The sequence below is a fragment of the Haloarcula sebkhae genome, from assembly GCF_014647415.1.
GTDB lineage: Archaea > Halobacteriota > Halobacteria > Halobacteriales > Haloarculaceae > Haloarcula > Haloarcula sebkhae.
In genome coordinates, this window is sequence record NZ_BMPD01000005.1 from 1 (window position 1) to 16,229 (window position 16,229).

Sequence of the window (16,229 nt, forward strand, 5' to 3'; positions counted from 1 at the left end):
CTGAGCAGGTCTGCGAGTTCCATGAACAGTTCTCGCAACGGCCTGCTCACTTCTCAAACTCGCTCAACTAGACAGTGCCGTATGCCCTCCCCTTTCGAAAATCCGATTGTTCGCTACGGTATCCCACTGGTCAGCGCCTCGGTCGTCGCGGCTGTCGCGTTCCTCTTGCTTGAAGGGACGATACGATATGTCGCACTCGGTATCGCCGCGCTCGAAGTTGTGGTCGCTCCACAGATCCTGAAACAGGCGGTGTCGGACGGATAGCCGGAGACAGGTCGTTCTTCTGTCACCGTGTCGGTCCGACATGGTGTGCAGTCCTGCGGCTGTCCGCCTTTGACATCCGAAGCTTGACGCCTCGAACCGCTGCGAAACTGAGCGCTCGCGTGTCGCTACGCTCCCGCTCGCGGTTCGAGGTTCTTTCCTTCGGTCAGAACCTCGCTTTCTACGGGCTCAAACGCTGACGGTCTCGAACCGCTGCGAGACAGTGCGACTCTACGGAGAGAGTCGCTGTCGGTCTCGCGGGAACAGCACCGCTTCCCGGATGTTCTCTAGCCCGAGCATCGTCATGATGAGGCGCTCGCCGCCGAGGCCCCAGCCGGCGTGTGGCGGCATACCGTACTTGAACATCTTGGTGTAGTACTCGAAGGCTTCCGGGTCCAGCCCCTGCTGTTCGAACCCTTCGACGAGGTGGTCGAAGCGGTGCTCACGCTGGCCACCAGAGACCAGTTCCATCGACGGGTGCATCATGTCGAAGCCGGTCGAGACTTCTTCATCGTCGTCGTGGTCCTTGATGTAGAACGGCTTGATCTCGCTGGGCCAGTCGGTGATGAAGTAGTGCTCGCCGACTTCCTGCCCGAGGACGTGCTCGGCCTCCGTCGAGAGGTCGTCGCCCCACACCAGCGGCTCGTCGAGTTCGCCGGTGGCGTTGATTTTGTCGAGCGCTTCCTCGTAGGTGAGCCGTGGGAAGTCACCTTCGGGGGCCGCGAACTCGTCTTCGAGGCCGAGCGCTTCCAGTTCGTCCTGACAGTTCTCGGCGACGCCCTCGTAGGCGGACTGGACGACGTGTTCGCAGGCGTCCATCGCCTCGGTGTGGTCGTAGAACGCCGACTCGAAGTCGATGGAGGTCGCCTCGTTGAGGTGCCGGGGCGTGTTGTGCTCCTCGGCGCGAAAGATCGGACCGATTTCGAAGACGCGTTCGAGGCCGGAGCCGACCATCAGCTGTTTGAACAGCTGCGGGCTCTGGTTCATGAACGCTTCCTGGCCGAAGTACGTAATCGGGAACAGTTCGGTGCCGCCCTCAGTCCCCGTGGCGACGATCTTCGGTGTGTTGATCTCCGTGCAGTTGAGGTCGCGGAACGCCTCGCGGACCGACCGCAGGACCTCAGCGCGGATCTCGAAGATGGCCTTCACTTCGTCCTTGCGGAGGTCGAGCGTGCGGTTGTCGAGGCGGGTCGGCAGTTCGGCGTCGACCTTGCCCGACGGGTCGAGTGGCAGTTCAGGGTCGGCTTCCGAAATCACGTCAACGGACTCCGGTGTGACTTCGACGCCGGTCGGCGCGCGTGGCTCCTCTTCAACGTCGCCGGTCACCGAGATGACCGACTCGCGCTGGACGTTCAGCCCCGTTTCCACGAGGTTGTCGTCCATCTCGTCTTTCTCGAACTTGACCTGTATCTTTCCGGTGGTGTCTCGAAGGATGAGGAAGGCAATACCACCGAGGTCTCGGATCTCGTGGACCCAGCCGGCGACGGTGACCGTGTCACCCGGCGCTGCGTCCGCCGTGTAGGTTCGGTTTTCCATGGCTGTTCGTTCTTGTGGCCGTAACTTAAGAACAGTCTTTCGAGGCGAGGGAAGGCCACTCGCAGATCATGGTTTGTTTTAAAAAGGACATAGTACCACTCAGGTCCGACCGAAGCGATAGCCCGTTTTCGCTTAAACATAGCAACAGTTTACAGTGTGTTTTATATAATACACTTTCAAACCCGACCATATGGCCCTCCCCCGATGGTTCCCCGTTGCACGGAAAGAGGCAACCACGTTACTCAAATCGAAAGGCATCTGGATACTTGCACCCCTGCTCGTCGTCTGGGGGTATGGTCCCACTTACATCAGTTGGGATACTCTTGGCCCGGACGTTACGGTCGGGTTCGTGCAGGTAGCCGGGTCGCTCCTCCTCCCGCTCTGTGTACTGTTACTGACGTATCGATCGATTATCCAGGAGCGCACGTCGGGCAGTCTGAAATTCCTGCTGGGGCTGCCACTCACGCGGACTGAGATCCTCATCGGCAAAGTCTTCGGTCGGAGCGTCGGCGCTGTGGTACCATTTGCCGTCGCAACAGTTGTTCTCGGCGTGATTGGCGGTGTCAAGTTCGGGTTATTCTCCCCGTTACGTTTCATCGGCGTGTTTCTGGTGACGGTGCTGTACATCGCTGTGCTCGTGTCGGTCGCAACAGCGGCATCGGCGGTGACGACCAGCACAGTCCGTGTAACCGCCGTACTCTTCGGTGGTTTCTTTCTGCTGCTGACACTGGGGTGGAAAATTGTCGGTGTCCGTCTCTACTCGGCTGTGACTGGTAACCCAGTCAATCCGCTTGATCCGCCGGCTGACGGCCTGTTGTTCGCTATACTTCGGTTGTCGCCGGGTCGAGCGTACCGAACTGTAACGAACTGGATACTCGGACTGGCGAACTCCGGTGGCCAGTACACGTCAGTCGCCACAGTACTGTATCCCGGGCACTCGGTCAACGAGTACGTCGTTGACGCGGTCTTCAGTGGACAGCCAGTCCCACCCTATCTCCACGAATCGATCGCTCTCGTCGTATTGCTTCTCTGGGGAGTCGTCCCGCTAGCACTGGCCAGCTATCGATTCAACCGAGGTGACCTCGCATGAGGTCGCCGGCAATCGAGACTGATGGCCTTTCGAAACAGTACGGCGACGTTGTTGCGCTTGATGAACTGAACATGACTGTTGCACAGGGCGAGGTGTACGGCTTCCTCGGCCCGAACGGTGCCGGCAAGTCGACCACGATCAACCTGCTGATGGACTACATCAAACCAACGTCGGGGACAGCGCGCGTTCTCGGCCACGACCCGTGGAACGATGTCGTCGCCTGTCATCAGCGCGTTGGTATCTGCCCCGACCGTTTCGAGACCTACGAGTCGCTGTCCGCGCGGCGGCATCTCGAACTGGTGATTGATACGAAGCGTGCGGACGACGATCCACGGGCACTGCTTGAACGCGTCGGACTGGCCGACGCCATCGAAAGGCCCGCCGGCGAGTTCTCACAGGGGATGGAACAGCGGTTGGCACTTGCGATGAGTCTCGTCGGGGAGCCGGACCTTCTGATTCTCGACGAACCGTTCACTGGGCTTGACCCCCACGGCGTCGCGCTGGTGCGAGATGTTGTCGAAGCGGAGTCTGAACGCGGTGCGACGGTTTTCTTCTCCAGTCACGTCCTCGGACAAGTCGACCTGGTCTGTGATCGCATCGGGATTCTCTATGAGGGGGATCTCATTGCCGAAGGGACCCTGCCGGCGCTCCGAGACACCTGTGACCTTTCGTCTGACGCGACAGTCGAGGATATCTTCATGAGACTGACTGACGGCTCCGCACACGCCGGGGAGGTGGACGCGTGAATCGCCGCCAATATCTGGCCGCGTCGACGGCGGCGCTGTCCGGGCTCGCCGGCTGTCTGGGCGAGGCCGAGTACACGATCTCCAGCGTGGAAGCCGAAGATGATTCGCACCCGCTCGCGCTCGACGTGACGGCAGTCGACCGAAACATAGCGATCGAAAGCCCCGGGCGACTGGACATAACGCTTCGGAACACTGGGACGCAGAACGTTATCATCAAGAACACCGGCATCTGGCCACTCGGGGTGTTAGGACTGATCCCAGCGGATGAGTCAGGGGCCGCTGACATTCTACTGCTGGCTGACGAGTATGCGGAGGCAGATACTGTCGAGGTACGGCCAAACGGGGCGAGTAAAGATAATGCCCCACTCACCGGAACACTGGCAGCTGCTGAATCTATTCAGCGGCAGTATGAAATCGACGGGCGGCGGGTTTCAGCCGCTGGCACGTACACGTTGCAGGGCTACTTTGACGAAGTACCCCTCTCCTACCGCACAGGCCAGAACGCGGACTGGGTCACATATCACCCGTCAGTGAACGTGACACTCACCGAACAGTCGATGCTTCCCTGAGACACAGCGGCGTCTGTACCTCGAACCCGCGTAGCGAGTCCGTATGCTACTGTTGAGGCACAGGTGAGTGTTGAAAATGGCCGGACAAAACCACAACATCCGGGCCAATATCCTGAACCTTTGTACTGGTAGCCATCAAAACAGCCGCCATGGCCGACGCGGAGTACCCTATCGACGACCTGGACCGGAACATCATCTACGCGCTCCAGCAGGATGCGAGACACACGTCCGCGAGTGAAATAGCCGAATCGCTTGACGTCTCCGCACGAACCGTTCGGAATCGCATCACGAAGCTCGAAGACGCCGGCGTCATCGCCGGCTACGATGTCGATGTCGATTACGAGGCCGCGGGGTATCAGCTCCATACGCTCATCGTCTGTACAGCACCGATCCACGAGCGCGAGGAGGTCGCACAGCAGGCACTCGACGTGTCCGGTGTCGTCGCCATCCGGGAGGTCATGACTGGGGCCGACAACGTCCACGTTGAGGTGGTTGGAACCGACGGAAACGACCTGAGCCGCATCGGCAGGGACCTCAACGACATCGGACTGGAGGTCGTCGACGAGGACCTCATCCGGAACGAGTACACCCGGCCGTTCCACCAGTTCGGGCACGACGATGCTGAGAGTGCGTCTAAATAGTCTAAACTTCCGAAAGGTGCTCATATAATCATAATAGTCCTGAATCGGAACTCTAGCCTAGATATTTATCGCCTTCCGGAATCAATAGGTGCGTACCGGCCGGCTCGATCCGGCTCTACGAACCCAATGATATCTCTTACCGGACTCCGCGAACGTGTGGACGACGACATCGACCCCCCGTCGGTACTGGTCATCAGCGACCGGCACGTCGGGTCTGAGGTAGTAGCGACGTTAGATCGAGGCACCGATGCCTGTCTCGTCACCGACCACGACGGTGTTGCCGGGCAAACGCCCGACGACACCCGCGTGGTAGTCGGTGACGAGCGGGAGTGTGCTGTTCTCCGGGACGCTGGGGCCCAAACGACCGATATCGCACTGGTCTCGATGCAGACGGACCGCGGGGCGTTCCTCGTGACACAACTGCTTCGGACGCAGTTCGATGTTGAAACTGTGGTCGTCGTGCTCAACGACCCGCAGCATCGACCGGCGTTCGAGTCGGTCGGCTCTGAGGTGGTCTGTGGCTCGCAGATCCTAGCAACCGAACTGGAACGCACTGTGGAAACAACGCTCCAGACGCACGAAACTGCGTAATAATGGCCAAGGATCTGGAACGCGACCTCGGACTGCTGTCAGTGGTAGCGATATCAATCGGCGCAATGGTCGGCAGCGGCATCTTCATTTTGCCGGCACTGGCGGTGAAAGACGCCGGGGCCGGCATCATCGCCGCCTACCTGCTCGCGGGCGTGCTCGTGCTTCCCGCCGCACTCAGCAAGGCCGAGATGGCGACAGCAATGCCCGAGGCTGGCGGCACGTACGTCTACATCGAGCGGTCGATGGGGCCGCTGCTGGGCACAGTTTCGGGACTCGGAACGTGGTTCTCCCTCTCGTTCAAGGGCGCGCTCGCGCTCGTCGGCGGCGTGCCGTACCTCGTCCTTCTGTTCGACCTGCCGATCCGTCCGGTCGCGATCACGCTCGCCGTCGTTCTCGTCCTCGTCAACATCCTCGGGGCGGAACAGACCGGCCGACTCCAGATTGGCATCGTCGCGGTGATGCTCGTGGCGATCGGCTGGTTTGTCGCCGGCGGCGGCCCGGCAGTCAACACCGCGACGTACGGCGGGATGTGGGACTACGGCGTCGAAGGGATCTTCGCCGCGACCGGCCTCGTGTTCGTCTCCTTCGCTGGCGTGACAAAGATCGCCTCCATCGCCGAGGAGGTCGAAGATCCGGACCGTGTCATCCCGCTGGGGATGCTCGGGTCGCTCGCCTTCACCACGCTGCTGTACGTGCTCGTTGTTGCCGTCGTAGTCGGCGTCATCCCGCTCGATCAGCTCGCCGGGAGCACGACGCCCATCGCTGATGCAGCCGAGGCAACGCTCGGCACCGCTGGCGTCGCGGCCGTGGTCCTCGCGGCGATTCTGGCGCTGGTCAGTACGGCCAACGCCGGTATCCTTTCCTCGTCGCGCTACCCGTTCGCCATGAGCCGCGACGGCCTCGCGCCCGGTCTGTTCAGTACGGTCAGCGACCGATTTGGCACGCCGGTGACCGCTATCACGCTGACCGGCGGCGTGATGTTGCTGCTCATCCTCTTCGTTCCGATTCTGGAGATCGCGAAGCTCGCGAGCGCGTTCAAGATCCTCGTGTTCGCGCTCATCAACGTCGCGCTCATCGGCTTCCGTGAGAGCGACGCCCCCGACTACGACCCCTCCTTCGAGGTCCCACTGTACCCGTGGACGCCGATATTCGGCACCCTGACTGGCTTCGCCCTGCTGACGCAGATGGGTCTGGTTGCGATCGTCGGAGCCGTCGGCATTGTCATCGGCAGCGTCGTCTGGTATCTGGGCTACGTCCGACCGCGAGTCACCAGAGAGGGCGCGATCAAGGAATCCGTCCGCCGGAGCATCGGCGACCGCGCGCTCGACCGGACTGAGGAAACGCTCGATGAGACGGCAGAGACCTCCGTCCTCGTCGCGCTTCCCGAAGGTGCTTCGCGGCAGAGCGAAGCGACACTGCTTGAACTCGGGGCTGCGCTTTCACCCACCGGCAGCGGTCTCTCCGTCGTCCAGTTCGACGAAGTCCCCGACCAGCAGCCCCTCGATTATGCCTCCGGCGTGCAGTCCCCAGACGACCTCGAATTCGAGTGTCGGACCGATACGCTGGCGGCTGCACTCGATATCCCTGTCGAATACGGCGAACTCGTCAGCCACCACCCCGAGCGGGCTGTCGCCAATACTGTCAAAGAGCGGGATGTCGACGTGCTTCTGGTGGAACGTGGCGCGTCGTTCGAGGATTCGCTGTTGGGCGACAGTATCGACCGCATCCGCAAGCAGACCGACTGCGACACTATCGCCGTGGACGCACAGCCGCTCGACGCGCTGGACACGATCACGCTGCTTACGACCCGCGGCCCGTACGATCCACTGAAAGTCCGGGTCGGTAACGCTGTCGCGACAGCGGCCGAGGCCAACCTCCAGTTCCTCTACCCGCTCGACGAGCGCCAGTCGGCCGAGGAACGCCAGCAACTCGAAGCGTACCACGACGACCTGCTGGACCTCTGTGATGTCCCGACGGAGCGAAGATTCGTCGACCGAGGCGACCTTTCAGCGGCAATAGATGCGGCTGACAGTGACAGGACGCTGCTCGTACACGCGAACAATGGTGGGCTTTCAGCCCGCGCGTCAAACGACGGCGGAACCGCGGAGCCAGCAATCCAGGACAGCGATCACGCATCAATGGAAGTGGATACGAAACGCCACCCTGGCGGCGTCGTCGGTCGGCTGCTCGAACGGCTGGCGTTCTAGCTACCGGACTGTCGCCGTCGCGTCCTTCGCGCCTTTCACCGTCTCCCGAACCGCGTCGACGCCTTCGTCGTGGACGAGGTCGCCGACGACGATGGTATCCGCGTGCTGTGCCATGGTGCGGGCGGACTCGTAATCGTGGATGCCACCGCCATAGAACAGCGTCGCGTCGTCGAGAATGTCCGCGGCGGCGGCGACGATGTCGGTGTCACCGAGCATCCCCGAGTATTCGACGTAGACGATCTCCTGCCCCAGCAGGTGCTCGGCGGCTTCGGCGTAGGCGGCCACGTCGGCCGCGTCGAGGTCGCAGTTGGCCTGTGTGTAGGACGCCACCGACGCCTCCGGGTTCATGACGATGTAAGCCTCGGTGAAAGTCCGCGACCAGTCGATATCGTCGTCGATGCGTATCCACTCCTTGTGCGCGCCGGTGATCCAGGCCACGTCGCCGGCGTTCATCACGACCGGAATGAGATACCCGTCGTGACGCTCGCTGTGGACGACTGACGCGGGGTTGGACGGCTCGATGTACACGGGGATGTCGTGTTTCCCGCAGGCGTCGACGACCCGCTTCATCTTCTCCTCTGTCATTCCAGTGGTCCCGCCGACTTCGATGGCGTCGGTCCCCGTCGCTGCGACGTCTTCGAACGTTTCTCCATCGACCAGCGTCTTGTCGGGGTCTATCTTCACGATGTGGTCCCAGTCCGCCCAATCGCTCATACCTGCCAGACTTGCGCGTGGCCGTATAACCGCTTCGGATACACCCATCACAGTGGGTCACACTGACAGCCCTGTACGGACAACCCGACCGGTGTCGGCTCCGGATATATACGTCTCCGAAGATTTATGATGGTTATGTTACAATCGTCAGACAATGACCGCGGACAAGCGTCGGTACGTCGTCGCTGCTATCCGGGCCGCGCTCGTTCTCACGGGCGCTGTCGTGACGGTGGCAGTGCTGTACTCGTTTTCGACGATGCCGACAGCGTCACCGTCCGAAAACGGCTTCGTCCGTGGGCTCTCGTATCTGTTCGGTAGTGTTTTCTTTATTCTGGCGCTGGGCGGTGCCGGACTCGGTCTCGCCTTACCATCGCTGTTGGGGGCTGAGGACGCGCTGGCGTTCGACCGCTGGCAACGCCGCTGTCTCCAGGGCGCTGGCGGCCTTTTCGTCGGTGGGTTCGTCGTCGGACTGGCGGCAGGACTACTCACCGAGTTACAGTTCGGTCTCTTTCTCTGGCTCGTCGCTATCGTCGTTGCTGTCCTCGTCGTCAGTTGCGTGCTGGTTTGGCGACTGTTCGAGGTGTTCGTTACCGCACTGGTGCGCCTCATCGCCGCGGAGACCAGCGAGTGACGCGCACAGGTCCCGCACTACGGTAACGCTGATACCGGCGGCAGCCTAACGCGCCAGTCGTGCAGCGACTTACGACAGTCGAGACGGTACACGAGGACGGGTCGTGGCTGTTCACCGCCGAAGACCCATACGGCGACCTTGAGGAGGTCGTTCTCGTCCCCTGCGAGGACGGCGTCGAGGCGTGGGTGAACCGATGTACGCACGAAGCACAGCGGTTCGACACCGGGCGGGGCGTCCCGATGCGGGGCGACCAGCTCATCTGTCCCCGACACGGCTCGCTGTTCGACGCCTGTGACGGCGGCTGCGACAACGGCGACGCCGCTGGGACGACGCTCCCCGACGTCGAAATTTCGGAGACCCACGGCGACGTGTTCCTCACGGACGACGACTACGCGTTCGCCCACGAGGGCGGCATCGATGACGACGACGGTCCGAGTTCGACATCCCACCTCCAGTTGTGACCGACGGCAACAGCATTGACCGGGATCGACTGCGAGCGGGCGTCGTCGAATGTCCGCTCTGTGAGCGCCAGATTCCCGAGCCGGTAACGCACGCGGTCGTCTACGGTGCCGTCGACACAGTCACAGCCGACAACGCGGAGGCCGTCGAGTGTCCGGTCTGCGACGGTGTGACGTTCATCTCCGACTGACCGGCCCCCTCAGGCTTCCAGTTCGTCCTGCCAGTCCCGGACCTGCGTGGCGCTGACGCCCTGTACCTCGGTCGCGATGATGTCGGGGTCGGCCTCCCGGAGCGCCGCCAGCGAGTCGACACCAGCGTCGCCGAGCTTTTCGGCGGTCGCCGAGCCAATGCCGCTCAGATCTTCCAAGTCCTCGACAGCGGTGCGGGCCTGGTACTCCTCGTAGTTGCAGATCGGACACCCCAGCTCCCACGGGTCGTCGCTGTCGGCATCGATGACCAGCTCCGGCAGGTCGTGCTCCTCGCAGAACGCCTCGGTCACGGAGATGTCGCCGTTGCGGGGCAGCGGCAGCGAGTAGTCACAGTCGGGGTAGCGCGTACAGCCGACAAGCCGGGAGCCCGAGCGGAGGTGTTTGATGGCGAGTTCCCCGTCGTGCTCGGAGCCGCATTCGGGACACGGCCCGATGACCTCGTCCTCGCTCTCGTCGGCCTTCTCGGCCTCACAGCGGGGACAGCCGTGGACGAAGGTGTCCCGGCCGGCGAGCATCTTGACGTGGTGCATGTCGTGCTCCTCGCAGTGCTCTTCGAGCACTTGCGGCTCGCCCGTCGACGGCAGCGGGAGCGTGTTGCGACACTCGGGGAAGCCGTCACAGCCGACGAAGTACGACCCCTGGCGCGAGCGCCGAACCAGCATATCCTCGCCACATTTCGGACAGGGGCCGAGCGTCTTGTCGGCTTTCAGCGACTCCTGAAGGTGTTCGCCGATTTCCTCGCGGGAATCGCGCAGTTCGTCGAACACCCGCTTGAGCATCTCGCGGGACTCGTCGGCCACGTCGTCGAGCGTCGCGTCGCCGTTGGCGATGGCGGTCATGTCAGCCTCTAGCTGGGCGGTCATCTCGTCGCTGACGACGTGGTCGGCGAACTCCTCGGCGGCCTCAACGACGGCCATCGCCAGCGTCGTCGGGCGGGGCGGATCGCCCTCGATGTAGCCGCGTTCGTACAGCTTCTCGATGGAGTTGTGTCGCGTGCTCTTTGTCCCCAATCCTTTGTCCTCCATTGTCTGGATGAGCCGCGACTGACCGTAGCGGCGGGGCGGCTGGGTCTGCTTGGCCTCCATCCGCACCTCGGAGATGGCCAGTTCCTCGCCTTCCTCCACGTCGGGGACGTGGTTCTCGCTGGCGCTGGAGTAGGGGTATACCTCGTGATAGCCCGGTTCGACGAGGCGCTTGCCGTTGGCCTTCAGCGAGCGACCACCGGCGTCGGCGACGACGCGAAGGTGTTCCCACGTGGCGGCCTCGGCGACCGTCGCGAAGAAGCGACGGACGACCAGTTCGTAGATCTCCCACTCGTCGTCCGAGAGGTCGACTTTCGGCGGAATCTCGCCCGTCGGGTGAATGGGCGGGTGGTCAGTCGTCTCCTCGTCACCCTCAGTGGCGGTGATGTCGTCTTGCTCCAGCAGCATCTCGGCGTCCTCGCCGAAGTGTCCGGCTCCGACGAACTCATCGAGCAGTGCGTCTTCTTCGAGGTCGTCCGGGTAGACCGTGTTGTCCGTCCGAGGGTAGGTGATGTAACCGGTGGTGTACAGTTCCTCGGCGATCGACATCGCCTGCTGGGCGGAGTAGCCCAGCGAACTCGCGGCGGAAATGAAGGCGGTGGTGTTGAACGGCGTCGGCGGGCTATCGGTTCGGGTCCGGCGGCGGACGCTCGTCACCGTCGCCGCGTCGACGCTCGTCAGGTCGGCGTAGGCCTCGTCGGCGTCGTCCTCGACCCAGACCCGCTCGGCCTCCTTGCCGTCGTCGTCGTAGAAGTACTGAGCCTCGAAGCCCGACCCGTTCTTCTGAAGATCGGCGAAGATTTCCCAGTAGTCCTCGGGATCGAAAGCCTGTATCTCGCGCTCGCGGTCGACGATGAGCTTCAGCGTCGGCGACTGGACCCGACCCACCGAAATGAAGTCGTCGCCGAGTTGCCGGGCCGACAGCGAGAGGAAGCGAGTGAGTGCTGCGCCCCACACGAGGTCGATGATCTGCCGGGCCTCGCCCGCCGCCGCCAGATCGAAGTCGATGTCGTCGGGGTTGGCGAATGCGTCCCGGACCTCCCGCTCAGTGATTGAGGAGAACCGGACCCGGTCGACGGGTACGTCGGTCTCCTCGCGGATGAGTTCGTAGGCCTCCTTGCCGATGAGTTCCCCCTCGCGGTCGTAGTCTGTCGCGATGGTGGCCTCGTCGGCCTCGCGTGCCAGTTGCTTGAGCGTGGTGACGATGTTCTCCTGCGTCGGTTCCTTCGTCACGTCGGCGTCGATGAGTTCGACCGGCTCCACGTCGCGCCAGTCGTTGTACTCCTCGGGGAAGTCGACGCCGACAACGTGCCCGGAGAGGCCGACGACGCGGGTGTTCCCCCACCGATAGACGTTGACGCCGTTTTGCCTGCTCGCGGACGCGCTCCCCTCGGAGAGGATCTCCGCGATGCGGCGGGCGGCGTTGTCTTTCTCGGTGATAATCAGCCGCATCAGACACCACCTGTCTCTATCATTACCCGTCGCTACGGAGTCAGTTATTCTAAAGGCTTTCGGGAAAATCAGGCGACAGCGCGGGAGTGCGGGCGCTTGCGGGGCCGCTCGCGCTCGCGCGGAGGTAGCCCCCATTACCACTTCGGCAGCGGTCCAACGCAGCTGGGCAGCCGTGGCACCACTCATCACTTCGATGCACTCTTGCCACTGCCACCCCGACTGTCTGTATGGATCGCCGGACGACCAAACTCCTCCGCGGAACCGCCGCCGCACTCGTTTTTGTGACGGCGGCGTTTCACCTCTGGTGGGGGCTCCCGCGAAGCATCATCTACGCGCAGGCGATTGAGGGGCTCTTCGGACGGGGGCTCCCGCCGGACCCCCGACCGTTCCTGTTTGTCGCCTTCGCCGCGGTGTTGCTCGCCGGCCCGTATCTCATCACCCGGGGAGTCATCGGCCTGCGGAACGCCTATATTGCCGGGACGCTCCTCATGATCGCGTCCATCGCCGGCTGGGTGTTCTGGCACGCTACCGGGCACGGCGCCTTCCTCGTCGAGGGGTTCTCCGCACCGTCGTCCGGTAGCGGCGGACACCACGGCGGGAGTACCGCGTTGCTGATACTAGACCATTTCAACACTGAACCGACCGAATCAGCTATCAAGACCCTCGAAGCACTCGCCGCTGCGATCCTCGTCACGCTGCTGTGGAAGGACCCCGCAATCATTCCGGGCGAGCGGCGCGAGAGCGTCGAATCGAACGCGTCGAGCGAATCGTAGTACGCGGCGCAGCGTAGCGGATACTGGACGGGCTCTCAAGCGAAACGCACCTGTACGATTCAGGACCGACTCGGCAAGCAAACGGCGGTATCGTGGCATTTATCATCAATAGTATGTCTCTTGTTACAGGATGGAAACCTCTATCCCGGACGTGATATGGGACCCAGGGATGGATCGGGTATTCGAGGCGTTGTTTACCCGCCGTCGCCGAATGATTCTGTTCATGCTGAAACAGAATAGTCCACGGCCGATTGTCGACTTTCTGCCAAGAAGTGTCGGGGCTCAAAGTACTGAAACTGAACTCCGCCACGATGACTTACCCCGTCTGGCCAGTTTAGCGTACATCAACTGGGACCGGGCAGCCGACGAAGTATCACGGGGCCAGCGATTCGACGAAATAGAACCGATGCTCGAACTGCTCGAGAACCACGCGGATGAACTGCCAGACAACTGGCCACAGCAGTGACCGCGACAATGCAGACGCACCACTGCACCGCTCAGGCCGAGTAGGACGCTGTCTTAGCTCTCCAATTCCTCGCGAAGCAGCCCGTTCACGTCCCCGGGATCGGCGCTCCCGCCGGTCTTTTGCATGACCTGTCCGACAAGGAAGTTGATTGCGCCGTCCTCGCCGTTGTGGTAATCCTCGACGGCGTCGGGGTTCTCGTCGATAGCGTCCACGACAGCCTGCTGGACCTCGTCGCCGGAGGTCTTGCCCAGTCCCTCGCGGTCAACGACGGTGTCGGGGTCGTCGCCCGTGTCGAGCATCTCCCGAAGCACAGTCTCATGGGCGTTTTTGGCCGTGATCTCGTCCTCGGCGACGAGTTCCACGAGCCGGGTCATCTCGTCGAAGCGGTCGTCGATGTCGGTGATAGCCATATCCCGGTAGTTCAGTTCGCCGAGCAGGTTGTCGGCGACCCACGTCGCAGCCAGATCGGCATCGAAGCGCTCGGCCACGTCCTCGAAGAAGTCCGCGACCTGCTTCGTACTCGTGAGCTTCGAGGCGGCCTCTTCGCTGAGACCGTACTCCGCGACGAACCGCTCGCGGCGGGCGTCGGGGAGTTCCGGAATCGGCACCTCATCCTTCCAGTGGCTGACTCGCAGCGGCGGCAGGTCGGCCTCCCGGAAGTAGCGGTAGTCCTTCTCCTCTTCTTTCGAGCGCATCGACACCGTGTTGCCGTGTGTCTCGTTGAAGTGGCGGGTCTCCTGCTCGACGGCACGTCCCGACTGGATGAGCTTTCGCTGGCGGGAGGCCTCGAACGAGAGCGCCTGTTCCGCGCCCTTGTGACTGGAGATGTTCTTGACCTCGGTGCGGTTGGCGTCTTCGAGGACGGATTCGTCGATGTCGCCGGTGTCGTCCACCTCGCCCGCGTCGACCATCGAGAGGTTCGCGTCGATGCGGAGGCTGCCGTCCCGCGTCGCGTCGAACACGCCCAGGTATTCGAGGACCTCTTCGAGCTTTTCGAGGAACGACCGGACCTCGCCCGGCGCGCGGAAGTCCGGTTCCGTGACGATCTCCATCAACGGCGTCCCGGCGCGGTTGTAGTCGATGAGCGTGTAGTCCGCGCGCTCGATAGAACAGGTGCGGGACTCCAGCGGACCCGACCCTTCACGGACGTGTTTGATAGAGCCGGGGTCCTCTTCGAGGTGCGCCCGGCGGATGTCGACGCTGCGGCGTTCGCCTTCGACGGAGAATTCGAGTTCGCCGTCCTGACAGATCGGCGAGTCGTACTGCGTTATCTGGAAGTTCTTCGGGAGGTCGGGGTAGTAGTAGTTCTTCCGGTGGAAGGTGGTCTCCTCCGGGATGTCGGCATCGATAGCCTTGCCGACCTTCACGGCGGCCTCGACCGCACCCTCGTTGACCACCGGGAGCGCGCCGGGAAGGCCCAGACACACCGGGCAGGTGTGGGTGTTGGGTTCGGCATCGGCCACGTCGGTCGAACAGCCACAGAATATCTTCGTCTCCGTCTCAAGCTGGACGTGGACCTCCAGCCCGATGACGGCCGCGAGTTCGCGGGCTTCGGACGCTTGCGCAGTCATTGTCCGGGATTCGGTGGCGCGTGGCTAAAGGCTAACGACCCCATCCGCAACGACTCGATCTGTATTCACCCGCGATAACGGCCCCGCCAGTTTCAATACGGAGAATCAAATGTGTGGCAGTGTGACGATATCGGCGTTCATCGATACGGTTCCGCTAGCTCGGCGGACGCTGACGGTGTTTAACGACGATGAACCCGAGCCGTTGGTGCGGATGCTCAAGCGGATGGTGGATTCACCGGCTGTCGAGATAGGGGCCGGCGAGATATCGCCAGAAACCCCAGAGAACGCTGTGATTGTCGAGGACGAAGACGGGACGGAGCTGGCTGTGTCATCGATCAGTGAGATCAGTGCCTGCGTGTTGCTCGTCAACTCCGATCTGTATGTCACCGGAACGCGGTCTATCGAGGAGGTGGACACGCCGGCGGCACTGCGACACCTCGATGAGGTTCGCTTTTCGGTCACGGGCAAGCGGAAGATGCTGCTCATCGAACTTTCACGGTACATCGAGTCGCTTGGATGGCAATCGGACGATAACACGCTTCACGCCGGGTTCCAGTACCTCTCCCGGATTGACGACGAGCGCGGGACCCGACGCGTGTACGACCGACTGGCCGACAGCGACACCGACCTGCACCTGTACGGCCTCCCGGACCGTGTCCCCGAACTGTCCGGGGACACTACTATCCATACCGAACCGTGTGACGAACTGCGTGAGTCTTGGTTCGTCGTCAACACTGACTGTGACGCCGATATGAAGGGGGTACTCCTCGCCGAACGGACCGGACCGAGCCAGTGGCGTGGCTACTGGTCGTTCGACGCCGACCACGTCGACGAGATTTCAACGTATCTCCAGAACCGCTACTCAACGTGACGCAGACGTACTGTCCGTGCCCTGTGTCTTCTGACAACTCTGTACGATGTATCATTCGGACTGCCAATGTCTGACGTAGGTATAAGTGTCCACAATGGCTGGGTTACGGATATGTGCGGCAACCGAGTCGAGGAACTCGAAACGCGCGTCAGAGAACTAGAAGCGTCGGTCGAGGGTCTGACCGACGAACTCGTCGAATGCAAGGTTCGTATCCGGGAACTCGAAGCCAGCGTGGACGAGGACAACGGATTCAGCGCCGACGAGTCCGACTCGGAGGAATCGGCCGCCACTCAGACGGAGGCCGACACACCTAACACTGAGGATACCGACGAGGTTGATAACAGGGAGGAAGCCGAGGCCGCGTCGGAGACCGAGACCGAAGAGGACTCGGAGTCCGACATCATCGTCGCGTAGGGCTGT

18 protein-coding genes are annotated in these 16,229 nt (G+C 62.3%); 14 read left to right on the forward strand and 4 right to left on the reverse strand.

The features are described from left to right. Positions 1–81 precede the first annotated feature (81 nt). Positions 82–264, forward strand: coding sequence for a hypothetical protein (locus tag IEY38_RS14160; RefSeq protein WP_170097345.1), 183 nt, complete (start codon positions 82–84; stop codon positions 262–264). A 228-nt stretch (positions 265–492) separates the two neighbouring features. Here IEY38_RS14160 and aspS read toward each other — a convergent pair whose 3' ends face one another. After that, complete coding sequence (aspS, locus tag IEY38_RS14165) at positions 493–1,797, reverse strand: aspartate--tRNA(Asn) ligase (protein WP_188978841.1); 1,305 nt, start codon at positions 1,795–1,797, stop codon at positions 493–495. 190 nt (positions 1,798–1,987) lie between these two features. Here aspS and IEY38_RS14170 point away from each other — a divergent pair, with 190 nt between their 5' ends. The 6 genes from IEY38_RS14170 (at position 1,988) to IEY38_RS14195 (ending at position 7,641) form a co-directional block, all read left to right on the forward strand. Beyond that, positions 1,988–2,887 (forward strand): ABC transporter permease, encoded by a 900-nt coding sequence (locus IEY38_RS14170; RefSeq protein WP_188978843.1) that lies wholly within the window; start codon positions 1,988–1,990, stop codon positions 2,885–2,887. Further along, positions 2,884–3,633 carry an ABC transporter ATP-binding protein gene (locus IEY38_RS14175; protein ID WP_188978845.1) on the forward strand — a complete coding sequence of 250 codons (750 nt, stop codon included), beginning with the start codon at positions 2,884–2,886 and terminating at the stop codon, positions 3,631–3,633. The genes IEY38_RS14170 and IEY38_RS14175 overlap by 4 nt, the downstream gene beginning before the upstream one ends. Further along, the gene (locus tag IEY38_RS14180) at positions 3,630–4,202 is read left to right on the forward strand and encodes a hypothetical protein (protein ID WP_188978847.1); all 573 of its coding nucleotides are present in this window, start codon (positions 3,630–3,632) and stop codon (positions 4,200–4,202) included. The genes IEY38_RS14175 and IEY38_RS14180 overlap by 4 nt, the downstream gene beginning before the upstream one ends. A gap of 149 nt (positions 4,203–4,351) precedes the next feature. Beyond that, positions 4,352–4,843 carry an Lrp/AsnC family transcriptional regulator gene (locus IEY38_RS14185; protein WP_005537991.1) on the forward strand — a complete coding sequence of 164 codons (492 nt, stop codon included), beginning with the start codon at positions 4,352–4,354 and terminating at the stop codon, positions 4,841–4,843. Positions 4,844–4,969: 126 nt separating this feature from the next. Continuing rightward, on the forward strand, positions 4,970–5,434 hold the full coding sequence (locus IEY38_RS14190; RefSeq protein WP_005537992.1) for an NAD-binding protein: 465 nt from the start codon (positions 4,970–4,972) through the stop codon (positions 5,432–5,434). A 2-nt stretch (positions 5,435–5,436) separates the two neighbouring features. Further along, positions 5,437–7,641, forward strand: coding sequence for an APC family permease (locus tag IEY38_RS14195; RefSeq protein WP_188978849.1), 2,205 nt, complete (start codon positions 5,437–5,439; stop codon positions 7,639–7,641). Here the strand turns inward: IEY38_RS14195 and IEY38_RS14200 are convergent, their stop codons facing one another. Next, positions 7,642–8,355: a phosphoglycerol geranylgeranyltransferase gene (locus IEY38_RS14200; RefSeq protein ID WP_188978852.1), complete on the reverse strand. Its 714-nt coding sequence runs from the start codon at positions 8,353–8,355 to the stop codon at positions 7,642–7,644. Between the two features lie 154 nt (positions 8,356–8,509). On the opposite strand from IEY38_RS14200, the gene IEY38_RS14205 reads away from it, so the two are divergent. The 3 genes from IEY38_RS14205 to IEY38_RS14215 are packed head-to-tail and all read left to right on the forward strand — an operon-like array spanning position 8,510 to position 9,635. Beyond that, a complete protein-coding gene (locus IEY38_RS14205; RefSeq protein WP_188978854.1) occupies positions 8,510–8,986 on the forward strand; it encodes a hypothetical protein in 477 nt (158 codons plus the stop codon). A gap of 59 nt (positions 8,987–9,045) precedes the next feature. Then, positions 9,046–9,447, forward strand: a complete 402-nt coding sequence (locus IEY38_RS14210; RefSeq protein ID WP_188978862.1) for a Rieske (2Fe-2S) protein — start codon at positions 9,046–9,048, stop codon at positions 9,445–9,447. Beyond that, complete coding sequence (locus tag IEY38_RS14215) at positions 9,444–9,635, forward strand: hypothetical protein (RefSeq protein WP_188978864.1); 192 nt, start codon at positions 9,444–9,446, stop codon at positions 9,633–9,635. Before IEY38_RS14210 ends, IEY38_RS14215 begins: the two co-directional genes overlap by 4 nt. A 9-nt stretch (positions 9,636–9,644) precedes the next feature. On the opposite strand, the gene IEY38_RS14220 is transcribed toward IEY38_RS14215, so the two are convergent. Further along, positions 9,645–12,128, reverse strand: coding sequence for a DNA topoisomerase I (locus IEY38_RS14220; RefSeq protein WP_188978866.1), 2,484 nt, complete (start codon positions 12,126–12,128; stop codon positions 9,645–9,647). Positions 12,129–12,355: 227 nt separating this feature from the next. Here IEY38_RS14220 and IEY38_RS14225 point away from each other — a divergent pair, with 227 nt between their 5' ends. Both IEY38_RS14225 and IEY38_RS14230 read left to right on the forward strand, forming a co-directional pair. Further along, entirely contained in the window at positions 12,356–12,901 is a 546-nt protein-coding gene (locus tag IEY38_RS14225; RefSeq protein ID WP_188978869.1) for a hypothetical protein, read from the forward strand. A 169-nt stretch (positions 12,902–13,070) separates the two neighbouring features. Continuing rightward, positions 13,071–13,367 (forward strand): hypothetical protein, encoded by a 297-nt coding sequence (locus IEY38_RS14230; protein ID WP_188978870.1) that lies wholly within the window; start codon positions 13,071–13,073, stop codon positions 13,365–13,367. Between the two features lie 53 nt (positions 13,368–13,420). Here IEY38_RS14230 and gatB read toward each other — a convergent pair whose 3' ends face one another. Then, entirely contained in the window at positions 13,421–14,938 is a 1,518-nt protein-coding gene (gene gatB, locus IEY38_RS14235) for an Asp-tRNA(Asn)/Glu-tRNA(Gln) amidotransferase subunit GatB (protein ID WP_188978872.1), read from the reverse strand. 121 nt (positions 14,939–15,059) lie between these two features. Between gatB and IEY38_RS14240 the strand changes: the two genes are divergently transcribed. Continuing rightward, positions 15,060–15,809, forward strand: coding sequence for a DICT sensory domain-containing protein (locus IEY38_RS14240; RefSeq protein ID WP_229775323.1), 750 nt, complete (start codon positions 15,060–15,062; stop codon positions 15,807–15,809). A gap of 111 nt (positions 15,810–15,920) precedes the next feature. Next, positions 15,921–16,223, forward strand: coding sequence for a DUF7518 family protein (locus IEY38_RS14245; RefSeq protein WP_170097359.1), 303 nt, complete (start codon positions 15,921–15,923; stop codon positions 16,221–16,223). Positions 16,224–16,229: the final 6 nt, after the last annotated feature.

Excerpts from the sequence above, each read along its gene's own strand:
- IEY38_RS14160 (WP_170097345.1), top strand. The coding sequence starts at position 82 with ATGCCCTCCCCTTTCGAAAATCCGATTGTTCGCTACGGTATCCCACTG.
- aspS (WP_188978841.1), bottom strand. The coding sequence starts at position 1,797 with ATGGAAAACCGAACCTACACGGCGGACGCAGCGCCGGGTGACACGGTC.
- IEY38_RS14170 (WP_188978843.1), top strand. The coding sequence starts at position 1,988 with ATGGCCCTCCCCCGATGGTTCCCCGTTGCACGGAAAGAGGCAACCACG.
- IEY38_RS14175 (WP_188978845.1), top strand. The coding sequence starts at position 2,884 with ATGAGGTCGCCGGCAATCGAGACTGATGGCCTTTCGAAACAGTACGGC.
- IEY38_RS14185 (WP_005537991.1), top strand. The coding sequence starts at position 4,352 with ATGGCCGACGCGGAGTACCCTATCGACGACCTGGACCGGAACATCATC.
- IEY38_RS14190 (WP_005537992.1), top strand. The coding sequence starts at position 4,970 with ATGATATCTCTTACCGGACTCCGCGAACGTGTGGACGACGACATCGAC.
- IEY38_RS14195 (WP_188978849.1), top strand. The coding sequence starts at position 5,437 with ATGGCCAAGGATCTGGAACGCGACCTCGGACTGCTGTCAGTGGTAGCG.
- IEY38_RS14200 (WP_188978852.1), bottom strand. The coding sequence starts at position 8,355 with ATGAGCGATTGGGCGGACTGGGACCACATCGTGAAGATAGACCCCGAC.
- IEY38_RS14205 (WP_188978854.1), top strand. The coding sequence starts at position 8,510 with ATGACCGCGGACAAGCGTCGGTACGTCGTCGCTGCTATCCGGGCCGCG.
- IEY38_RS14220 (WP_188978866.1), bottom strand. The coding sequence starts at position 12,128 with ATGCGGCTGATTATCACCGAGAAAGACAACGCCGCCCGCCGCATCGCG.
- IEY38_RS14225 (WP_188978869.1), top strand. The coding sequence starts at position 12,356 with ATGGATCGCCGGACGACCAAACTCCTCCGCGGAACCGCCGCCGCACTC.
- IEY38_RS14230 (WP_188978870.1), top strand. The coding sequence starts at position 13,071 with ATGGATCGGGTATTCGAGGCGTTGTTTACCCGCCGTCGCCGAATGATT.
- gatB (WP_188978872.1), bottom strand. The coding sequence starts at position 14,938 with ATGACTGCGCAAGCGTCCGAAGCCCGCGAACTCGCGGCCGTCATCGGG.
- IEY38_RS14245 (WP_170097359.1), top strand. The coding sequence starts at position 15,921 with ATGTGCGGCAACCGAGTCGAGGAACTCGAAACGCGCGTCAGAGAACTA.